10 protein-coding genes, 1 tRNA gene and 1 pseudogene are annotated in these 9327 nt (G+C 71.3%); 3 read left to right on the top strand and 9 right to left on the bottom strand.

All coding sequences use genetic code 11. The features are described from left to right. From GJ634_RS12475 to GJ634_RS12465, 3 genes and pseudogenes are all read right to left on the bottom strand, one after another. Window positions 1–232, bottom strand: a pseudogene (locus GJ634_RS12475) (hypothetical protein); the annotation flags it as partial. Then, window positions 229–1230, bottom strand: coding sequence for a hypothetical protein (locus tag GJ634_RS12470; RefSeq protein ID WP_157503108.1), 1002 nt, complete (start codon window positions 1228–1230; stop codon window positions 229–231). The gene GJ634_RS12470 and the pseudogene GJ634_RS12475, both read right to left, overlap by 4 nt. Window positions 1231–1318: 88 nt before the next feature. Further along, window positions 1319–1696, bottom strand: a complete 378-nt coding sequence (locus GJ634_RS12465; protein WP_157503106.1) for a putative zinc-binding protein — start codon at window positions 1694–1696, stop codon at window positions 1319–1321. A gap of 438 nt (window positions 1697–2134) precedes the next feature. On the opposite strand from GJ634_RS12465, the gene GJ634_RS12460 reads away from it, so the two are divergent. Further along, on the top strand, window positions 2135–2476 hold the full coding sequence (locus GJ634_RS12460; protein ID WP_157503104.1) for a hypothetical protein: 342 nt from the start codon (window positions 2135–2137) through the stop codon (window positions 2474–2476). Window positions 2477–2479: 3 nt separating this feature from the next. Here the strand turns inward: GJ634_RS12460 and GJ634_RS12455 are convergent, their stop codons facing one another. Both GJ634_RS12455 and GJ634_RS12450 read right to left on the bottom strand, forming a co-directional pair. Beyond that, window positions 2480–4171, bottom strand: coding sequence for a hypothetical protein (locus tag GJ634_RS12455; protein ID WP_157503102.1), 1692 nt, complete (start codon window positions 4169–4171; stop codon window positions 2480–2482). A gap of 65 nt (window positions 4172–4236) precedes the next feature. Further along, window positions 4237–5055, bottom strand: a complete 819-nt coding sequence (locus GJ634_RS12450) for a hypothetical protein (RefSeq protein WP_157503101.1) — start codon at window positions 5053–5055, stop codon at window positions 4237–4239. Window positions 5056–5187: 132 nt separating this feature from the next. On the opposite strand from GJ634_RS12450, the gene GJ634_RS12445 reads away from it, so the two are divergent. Then, window positions 5188–5388 carry a hypothetical protein gene (locus GJ634_RS12445; protein ID WP_157503098.1) on the top strand — a complete coding sequence of 67 codons (201 nt, stop codon included), beginning with the start codon at window positions 5188–5190 and terminating at the stop codon, window positions 5386–5388. A gap of 55 nt (window positions 5389–5443) precedes the next feature. On the opposite strand, the gene GJ634_RS12440 is transcribed toward GJ634_RS12445, so the two are convergent. Then, window positions 5444–6076, bottom strand: a complete 633-nt coding sequence (locus GJ634_RS12440; protein WP_157503096.1) for a class II aldolase/adducin family protein — start codon at window positions 6074–6076, stop codon at window positions 5444–5446. Further along, complete coding sequence (locus tag GJ634_RS12435) at window positions 6076–6774, bottom strand: HAD family hydrolase (RefSeq protein WP_157503094.1); 699 nt, start codon at window positions 6772–6774, stop codon at window positions 6076–6078. Before GJ634_RS12435 ends, GJ634_RS12440 begins: the two co-directional genes overlap by 1 nt. A 94-nt stretch (window positions 6775–6868) precedes the next feature. Here GJ634_RS12435 and GJ634_RS12430 point away from each other — a divergent pair, with 94 nt between their 5' ends. Continuing rightward, window positions 6869–7498: a sensor domain-containing protein gene (locus GJ634_RS12430; RefSeq protein ID WP_157503092.1), complete on the top strand. Its 630-nt coding sequence runs from the start codon at window positions 6869–6871 to the stop codon at window positions 7496–7498. 162 nt (window positions 7499–7660) lie between these two features. Here GJ634_RS12430 and GJ634_RS12425 read toward each other — a convergent pair. Both GJ634_RS12425 and GJ634_RS12420 read right to left on the bottom strand, forming a co-directional pair. Next, a tRNA-Glu gene (locus GJ634_RS12425) sits at window positions 7661–7735 on the bottom strand. Window positions 7736–7791: 56 nt separating this feature from the next. Further along, window positions 7792–9327: 3-hydroxyacyl-CoA dehydrogenase/enoyl-CoA hydratase family protein (locus GJ634_RS12420; RefSeq protein ID WP_157503090.1), on the bottom strand; the 1536-nt coding region annotated here is incomplete at its 5' end.

Genomic DNA, 9327 nt, shown 5'->3' with positions numbered 1-9327 from the left:
TGCCGATGCCGGTCGCGAGCAGGACGACGAGGTTGAACGCGGCGCGGAACAGCGCGCGGTACTCCCGGCCGATCCACTGGCCGATAGCGGCGTTCGCGCTCGTGTAGAACTGGAAGAGCGCGACGACCGCGAGCACGGCCAGCACGAACAGCGTGCCCTTCAGCAGGAGTTCGCGGACGTCGCGTCCGTCGGTCAGTGCGCCGGTCGCGGGGGAGTCGTGGTCGTCGGTCATGAGTGAGTCCTCCAAGCGATGGCTGCGCCGACGGCGACCGCGAGGACGGCGAGCGCGGGCCCGAACCCGGGGACGCCCCCGCCGCTACTCTCCCCGCCGTCGGGCAGCGGCTGCTCGCGGTCCTGGCCGTCCGTGCGTTCGAAGTCCTCGACCCGGAGGCCGACGTCGCGGACGGTCGCGTTGGCCGTGATGCGCTCCTGCGGGTCGAGGTTCGCCGCGCTGCGCGCCGCGTCCACGACGACGCCGTCCTTCCGGAGCACCGCGTCGAGGTAGTAGTTGTACCCGGCCGGCACGGTGACCGTCGCGTTCGGGGCGACCGTCTCACCGGACGGGATTTCGGAGACGTCGATGGTGGTGCGGGCCGCGACGATGTTCGAGTCGGCCTGCCGCACGATTAGTTCGACGGAGACGGAGCCGGTCGAGGCGGCGCCGCTGTTCGTGAGGTACGTCGAGACGTCCAGCGCCGTGCGGTCGGGGCCGGCGTCCGCGACCGAGTACTGGACCGACGGCAGCCCCGCGGCGAAGTCGTGGAACGCCGCCCGGCCGCCGGCCTGCACGGTGCCGACGCCGCGGACCGTCTTCGAGACCGAGCCCACCCGCTGCTCGTCGCTGTAGAGCACGGTCTCGATGCGGTAGCCGCCCTCGCGGGCGACCGCGAGGGCGACCTCGACGGGGACCTCCCTGTCGCCGGAGATGGCGTCGACGTCGACCTCGCGGGTCGTCTCGACCAGCCCTGAGTCGACGCCGACGGCGCGCACGAGGACGCTGACGTTCTCGGAGGTGCCGCCGACGTGACGGAGGTACGACGTCACCTCGAGCGTGACAGTCCCGCCGGAGACGTCGCCGGCGCCGATAGTCACTTCGCGGATGTCGGCGTGACCGGGCCGGACGTCGGCGGGTTCGTCGTCCGCGAACACGCCGGGGACGGCGACCATCGTCACTGCGGAGGCGACGAGCAGCGCCGCGATGCCGGCGGCCAGGACGCGTTCCCGACGCATACCTGACAGCTTCACCCAACACCGGCAAGGGTCTTGTGGTGAACGCGACCACAGAAACCGCCGACTCGAACCCGGGAGGAGGAGGCGGCTACGCCCTCGGAGCGAGCTGTTCGACTTCCGCGACGAGGTCCTCGTACAGCGCCTCGGCCCGCTCGTCGTCGTAGTCGGTGTGGTACTCCTTCGGGACGCCGCGCTCGGCGAGGTTGACGTGCCGGTCCGGAGTCACGTCGTGGTTCTCGAGGCTCCGCCGCGCGCACTCCAGCGGGCAGCCGTCGACGACGAGCATCGGGCGGCCCGACGTGGCGGTGTTCACGAGCGGGGCGACGTCGCCCCCGACGCCCGCGATGCAGGACATCTCCGCGTTGCTCTCCCGGTCGAGGCGGACGGCGAGGTCGTTGGCCAGCTGCGCGGCGCTCGAACAGCCCGAGCAGGCGTACACCAGCGGCAGGTCGTCGTAGTCGGTCATCACGCGCTCGTTCGCGGTGCCACCCCGAAAGCCGTGTCCCGAAACTGTTCGCCCCGCGACAGCGCGTGCGGGAGTCTCACACACCTCGACAAAACTTATTGTACAGGGGCAAAATTGACCAGTCGAGCGGCTCGGTCCCACCGAGCCCGAACGGGTGACACACCGATGACCACGACCATCCACGAACCGGCGACCCCGGCGCGTAGCTGGGGGTCCGCAGGTCCCGTGGGGTTCGTGGTCGCCGGCTATCGCCCGAACGCGCAGCCCGCGTCCACCCTCGCCGCGTGAGCGGCACCGAACGCCCCGGGGAGGACGCGGCTGCCGTCCGCGACGCGACTGCGTTCTTCCCGCGAGTCGAGTGGTGAGCGCGGGCTGTCGCTCCCGACAGCCCGTGGACGCCGGCCTCGCCGGCGCGAGTTCGACTCTCGGCGGGAGCCTATGGCAACTGCCAGCCAGCCGGTCCGCCTCGTCGCGGACCTCACGATGCACGTACCGCGCGACGCCGCCGGCGACCTCGAGTGCGGCGCGGCCAGCGTCCTGGACGGCGTGGACGCCGTCACCGAGGTCGAAGCGGTCGACGTCACCGACCTCCGGCCGCGGCTGAACGACCTCCAGGTCGACGCGACCGTCGCGCTTGCGGTCGACGCGCCCGCGGACGAGGACGGCGAAGCCGCGGCTCGCGCCGCGTTAGCCGACGGCTTCGGCGTCGACGCGGTAGACGGCGTGCGCGTCGACCACGCGCAGGGCGGCGCCGAGACGCCCGTATTGGAGCACGGCTAGCGGTCAGCGGTAGCGCGGGTCCGTGTCTCGCCCCGGACCGCGGTCGTCCAGCGCGTCGCCGCGTTCGTCCGGGAGGACGCCGGGGTCCGCGCTCCCGACCGCGCCCGGGTCCGTCTCCGTGAGCGAGTCGTGGAGGTCGGGGATGTCCTCGAGACTCGGTCCCGCCTCCGGGTCCGGGCGGAGCACGGGCTGCGGGCGGGCGCGGTCCTCGCTACCGCCGGTCGCTGCTTCTTCCGCGTCGTCCAGTTTTGCCTCGATTCGCTCGATGGAGCGCTCGAACCCGACGGACTCGTAGTTGTCGAGCGCCGCCTCGAGGTGCGCGAGGCGGTCGCCGTCGTCCGCGACGATGGCGCGGCGCTCGTGGCGCTGGCCCTCGAGGTGGGCGCGCATCTCCGCGAACCGCTCGTCGGGGACGCCCTGCTCGCGGAGCTCCTCGAGCGCGTCATCGAGGACCGCGACCGCGCGCTCGTGGTCGCCGGTCGTCGACAGGGCGTTCGACCGCACGACGGCGTGGCTGTACGTCGGCTCCCACGGGTCGAGGAACGAGTACGACTCGGCGACCTCGCGGGCGGCCTCGAACTGCGCGAGCGCGAGCGCGTGGTTGCGCTTGCTGCGGTGGCGGTGGGCGGCCGCGCGGGCGCGCTCGAACGCGGCGTGGCCTTCCACCCAGTCGAGGTCGATGGTGCGAGCGGCCGCAGCGGCGCCCTCGTGGAGGAGTTCGTCCGCGCGCGAGTCCGAGCGGCCGACCTCGCCCGTCCAGTAGAGCGCGTTCGCGAGGACGTACGCGAACGTCGGGAACGACTCGCTCGCCGCGGGGAGGACGGCGTCGCGCCACGCCGCCCCGCGGTCCCAGTAGTCCGCGCGCTCGGCGGCCGCCTTCGCCTCCTCGAACGCCGAGTGGTCCGTGTTCGCGGCGCGGCGCGCGGCGGCCTGCTTCGCGTCGCGGACGCCCGCCGTACGGGCGACCTGCGCGAGGTACGCCGCGAGGAACCGGCCGTCGTCGCGCTCGGCGAGCAGGGGGAGTTCGTAGCCGAGGTCCGAGAGGAAGCGCCGCGTCTCCCCAGCGGTGTCGTGGGCGACCGCGACGACGTCCGCGAGCGCGTCCAGCACGGACACGTCGCCGATCGCGTCGACGCCGTCCAGGCCCTCGGCCAGCGCCTCGAACTCGTCGGCTGTGGCGACCGGCGGGCCGACGGCCGTCGTCGCAGCGATTCGCGCGAGGTCGTAGCGGGTCGCGTGGAGGTCGTCTGAGGCGGTCTCGCTCGCGGTGGCGAGGGCGTCGACGAGCGCGACGAACCCCTCGGCGTCGAGGAGCGGGCCGCAGGCGAGCGCGAGCGCGACGACGGAGTCCGCGGCCGCGAGCAGTTCGTGCGCCGCCGCTTCGTCGCCATCGAGCGCGGCGGTGAGGCGGTCGTCGAACGACGGGCCGGGGAACCGGAGGGCGGTGTACGCGTCGCCGAGGCGGAGGCGAACGCGTGCCAGACCGGCACCGTCGCCGACGGTGACCCAGAGCGTGTCGTCGTCCCACTCGGTCTCGCAGCCCGTCGCCGCGGCCACGGCGGCTTCGGCGCTCGGCACCGCGACCGTGTAGCGTCGCTGGGGGGCGCCGTCGGCGAGTTCGTGGTCGCCGGCGACGCGCGTGACGGTGACGGAGCCGGCAGCGACCGGCCGAGTCCAGCGGAAGCGACGCGTCATCGGCCCGGCGTAGGAGCCGGCGCGGCTTCAGGGCACGGATTCGCGTCACACGTCCGCAGTCCGAGTTACGCGGCGTCCAAGAGTCGTCGGGCGCGGTCGGCGGCCGTAGATTCGAAAGCGGCGACGTCGACGGGCGCGTCGTCGGCGTAGAGGCGGGCGTACTCCTCGCGCGCGAGGAACTCCAGCACGCGCTCGACGACGTCGTCGACGCCTCCCGTGTTGCCGGCGGCTTCGCGGGCGCGTTCGACGCGCGCCTCGGTGACGAACCGGGATGCGAGGTCGGTGGAGTCGGCGTCGTACGCGACCGCCTCGGGGGCGTCCAGCGCGTCTGCCCGGCGAACCGCGCGGTCGCCGGTCTTGTTCCGGACGAGCACGCCGGCCGCGGGGCCGTCGCGCCACGCCGACCCGGGGACGGTGTACTCCTCGAGGTCGACGTCCGCGCCCCGGAGTTCCTTCTCGACGGCGGGGAGTGGCGTCAGGCCGAGCCGGTCGAACAGCGCCTCGACGGCGTCCGGCGGGAGGAACTTGTCGGCGGCGGCGTGGTAGACGTCGAACCCGAGGAACCCCGGGAGCGTCGCCCAGTCGTAGTCCAGCGGCTGCTGGCGGGTCGCGGTGCCGTAGAACACCGCCGACTCCACGTCGTCGAGGGCGCCGCGGAGCGCGTCCCGGTCGAAGCGCTCGCGGACGTGCCGGACCGCGTGGCGGTAGCCCGGCGGGACGTCGCCGTCGAAGACGCGGTCGGCGTCGCCGAAGCGGAGGAGTCCGGACTCGCGGAGTTGGACGCGGAGCGGGCCGCCGCAGACCCACTCCTGTACCCAGAGGTGGCCGTCCGACAGCGAGGCCGGCGCCTCCGCGGCGTCCGGGAGCGGCGGGAACGAACGCATTCCCTGACGGTAGCGCCCGGGGCGGCGTAAGGGTTCGGACGGGGCGCGTGCCGACTGCGTTCTCACAACCTAAACAATTAGGCATATATTCGAAGGGCGTGTGGTCGTATTGTTTAGGTGAGGTCAGGTCCGATGGCAAGCAAACACGTCCAATCCGACGGCGTCGTCGAACAGTGCTCGGAGTGCGGCCGCGAGCAACCCCACGAGGTGTCTATCGACATCCTCACGGAGAGCAACGACGAGCAGAACGCGGAGTTCTCCCGGGAGCCGTACCGGGTCGCGGAGTGCCGGACCTGCGGCCACACCACGAAGACCCGGATGAACAACGCGTAGCCGTGACGGGCTCGACGCCGACCGCGGGGCCCCGCCGCGCCGGGACCCGCCGCACCTACTGATTCTGGCCGTACGACTGGAACTTCTCCTCGACGGTCGCCAGCTGGTCGTCGGTGAGTCGCTCGGGCGTCCCGTGCTGGCGGGCCTGCAGGTACACCCGGCAGAGGTTCTCCACGACGAACGTGTTCTCCACCGCGGCCGCGAGGTCCTCGCCGGTGACGACGAGCCCGTGGTGGGCCAGAATACAGGCCTTCGAGTCGGCGGCCTCCATCTCCGCGACGACCAGCTCCGCGAGGTCGTCGGTGCCGTACGGCGCGTAGTCGGCGACCGGCACCCGGCGGCCGACCGCCGTGATCATGTAGTGAATCGGCGGGAGGTCCTCGCCGAGCACCGCGAGCGTCGTCGCCCACGTCGAGTGCGTGTGGACGATGGCGCCCGCATCCAGCCGCCGGTAGATGCCGGTGTGCATCGGCACCTCGCTGGTCGGGTCCATCTCCCCGGCGACGACCTCGCCGTCCAAGGTCACGACGGGCACGTCCGCGGCGTCGAACTCGTCGTAGGGGACGCCGGTCGGCGTCGCGGCGAACCGGTCGCCGCTGCGCACGCTCAGGTTGCCGGTGCGGCCCGGCGTCAGTTCCGCAAGCGCCGGCGCGTAGTCGACGACGGAGACGCGTTCGCGTTCGAGCATTACAGTACCACCTCCAACACCGTCGAGAAGGCATCAATCTGGTGGTCGGGCCGGCGGTGGCCCGTCTCGCCGTCGGCCTCGCCGTTGAACAGCACCGTCGTCAGACCGACCGCGTTCCCGCCCTCCACGTCGGCTTCGACGTCGTCCCCGACCATCACGGTCTCGCTGGGCCGCCGGTCGAGTTTCGCCAGCGGCAGCGTGAACATGTCGCTGGCGGGCTTCTCCCGGCCCGTCTCCTCGGAGGTCAACACGAGGTCGACGTACTCCTCGAGGCCCAGCTCGTCGATTTTCTCCATCTGGATGCGCGTCGTCAGGTTGCTCACGATGGCGACGTCCACGCCCGCCTGCCGGAGCTCCGCGAGCGTCTCCCGCACGCCGTCGAACAGCTCCATCTCCTCGACGTACGTCCCCCAGTACGCCTCCCCGAGCGCGAGCGCGTCCCGCGACTGGTGGGTGCCGGTGTGGATTTCGAGCGCGCGCTTGAAGTAGAGGAACCGCTCGTGGGCCGACGCCGTCCCCGCGAGTTCGCGTTTCACCTCGCGGCGCCCCTCCATGTAGAGGTCGTCGAACTCCCCACGCGAGACGTCGTAGCCCAGTTCGCGGGCCTCCCGGAACGCCGCCGCCTTCCCCGCCTCGTTGCACTCCGGATACGAGTAGAGGGTGTCGTCGAGGTCGAAGAACACCGCCTCGTAGCTCATACCACCGCGTTCGCCCGACGGCGTGTTAGCAGTCACGGTCGCTCGCGTCCCGCGCTGAGGGCCTTTTTGTACCCCCGGACTGAAGTCGCCGGTAATGAGTGCCTCTCGCGCGCCCGCCGCCCGCCTCCGCTCGTTCGTCGGCGTGCTCGGCGACCGGCAGACCTACCGGCGAATCCTCTACCTCCTCGCCGCGATTCCGCTCGGGTTCGTCTACTACCTCGTGCTCGGCGTCGGCCTCGTGTTCGGCGTCGTCCTCTCCGTGTTCGTCGTCGGCGTCCCGATTCTGCTGGCGACCCTGCTGGTCGCCCGCCTCCTCGCGGAGGGCGAACGCCGCCTCGCGAACGCCCTCCTCGACACCGCCATCGGGCCCCGTGACGGCCTCCCGTCGCTCTCCGAGGACGGCGTCCTCGCGGCCGTCGACGCGCTCGTCCGCTCGAACGAGACGTGGCGCAGCGTCGCCTTCCTCGTCGTCAAGTCCCTCGTCGGCTTCCTCGCGTGGCTGTTCGTCCTCATCGCGGGCGTCGGCGCGCTCGCCCTCCTGCTCGCCCCGCTCGGCGGCACGGCCACCATCTTCGACGTCTGGACCATCGACACCACCGCCGAGCGGCTGCTCGCGTTCCCCCTCGGCGTCGTCCTCGTCGTCGTCACCGTCCACGTGCTCGTCGCCGCCGCCGAACAGACCGGGGACGTCGCCGTCTCGCTGCTCGGCCCCAGAGACGGGTAGACGCGACAGAATCAGGCGAACAGCGACACGCGCGTCGCTGCTCGGTGTGAGTAGCAGAGTAGTGCTCGGTCAGGGATTTGAACCCGATGCCAAACTCGCTACGCTCGGTCTGCCGTGGTTCAAATCCCTTCGCTGCGCGCGTTCCTCACTCCGTTCGAAAAGTGCTCGGTCAGGGATTTGAACCCTGGTCGTCGGCTCGAAAGGCCAACATGATTGGCCGGACTACACCAACCGAGCGACAATCGTTCGTACCCGGGAGAATTGTTTAAACGTGTCGTTCTGCCGTGGTCGTGTCAGTGCCCCTCGAACTCGGGGTCGCGGTCGCTCGTGAACGCGGCGATACCTTCCATCAGGTCCTGAGTGTTCATCAGCTGGCCGAACGCCTGCGCCTCCGACTCGAGGCCGGCGTCCGTGGACTCCCGACCCGCGAGCATCGCGCGCTTCGTGTACTTCTGGGCGATGGGCGGGCCGGCGGCGAGGTCGCGGGCGAGCTCCCACGCGCGGTCCCGGAGTTCGTCGTTGGCGACGACCTCGTTCACGAAGCCGTACTCCTCCAGTTCCGCCGCGTCGTAGCGCTCCGCGGTGAAGATGATCTCCTTCGCGCGGCTCTCGCCGACGAGGTGCTTGAGGCGCTGGGTGCCGCCCCACCCCGGCAGCAGGCCGAGGTTGTGCTCGGGCTGCCCGAGCTCCGAGCGCTCGCTGGCGACGCGGAGGTCCGCGCAGGTCGCCAGCTCCATCCCGCCGCCGAGACAGTAGCCGTCGATACCGGCGACGACCGGGACGTCCGCGGCCTCGAGTTTACCGAACGTCTGCTGGCCCTTCCGGGAGAGCTCCACGGCGTCGATAGGGGAGGCGCTCCCCGCCATCGAGGTGACGTCCGCGCCCGCGGAGAACGCCTTCTCGCCGGCGCCCGTGAGGAGGATGGCGCGAACCTCGTCGTCGGCGTCGAGTTCGTCGACCGCCCGCGCGAGTTCGTCGAGGAGGTCCTCGCTGATGGTGTTCATGCGGTGCGGGCGGTCGAGTTCGACGTGCCCGACGTTGTCCTCGACGGTCACCGCGAGGTTCTCGTAGGTCGTGGTCTCGTTCTCGTCGGTCACGCCGTGGAACCCGTCGCCGGACTCCGCGAGGCGTTCGAGTTCGTCGGCGGGCTCGTAGCGCGCGGCGCCGGTCTCCTCGTAGACGTCGGCGAGCGTCTCGTAGAGGTGGGCGACGCCGGCCTCGTCGGCCATCTTCGCGGGGCCGTCCGGGTAGCCCGCGCCGAGCTTCACCGCCTCGTCGATTTCGGCGGGGTCGGCGACGTCGTTGCCGACGAGCTTCGCGACCTCGTTGGCCATCACGGCGACGAGGCGGTCGGCGACGTCCTCACGGACCTCGTCGGTCGGGACTTCCGCGCCGCCGTCCTCGTAGTCGTAGAACCCCTCGCCGGTCTTCTTCCCGAGCGCTTCGGCCTCGACTTTCTCCTCGATGAGCGGGCACGGCTCGTAGGCCGCGCCGAGCACGCTCTGCATGTAGTCGAGGACGTCGTAGGAGACGTCGATGCCGACCTGGTCGGCGAGCTCGAACGCGCCCATCGGCAGTCCGAGGTCGTACTTCGTCGTGGAGTCGACCTCCGCGACGGTGGCGACGTCGTCGTGGACGAGCCACGCGGCCTCGTTCAGCAGCGGGACGAGCACGCGGTTGACGATGAACCCCGGCGAGTCCTTGCGGACGCGCACCGGCGTCTTCCCCATCTCCTCGGCGAGGTCCTCGGTGAGGTCCAGCACCTCGTCGTCGGTGTGCTCGCCGGCGATGACTTCCACGAGCTGCATCCGCACGGGCGGGTTGAAGAA

The organism is Halobacterium sp. CBA1126 (assembly GCF_009741975.1).
In the GTDB taxonomy this organism is placed as follows: domain Archaea; phylum Halobacteriota; class Halobacteria; order Halobacteriales; family Halobacteriaceae; genus Halobacterium.
This window is presented reverse-complemented; position numbering and strand designations above follow the sequence as displayed.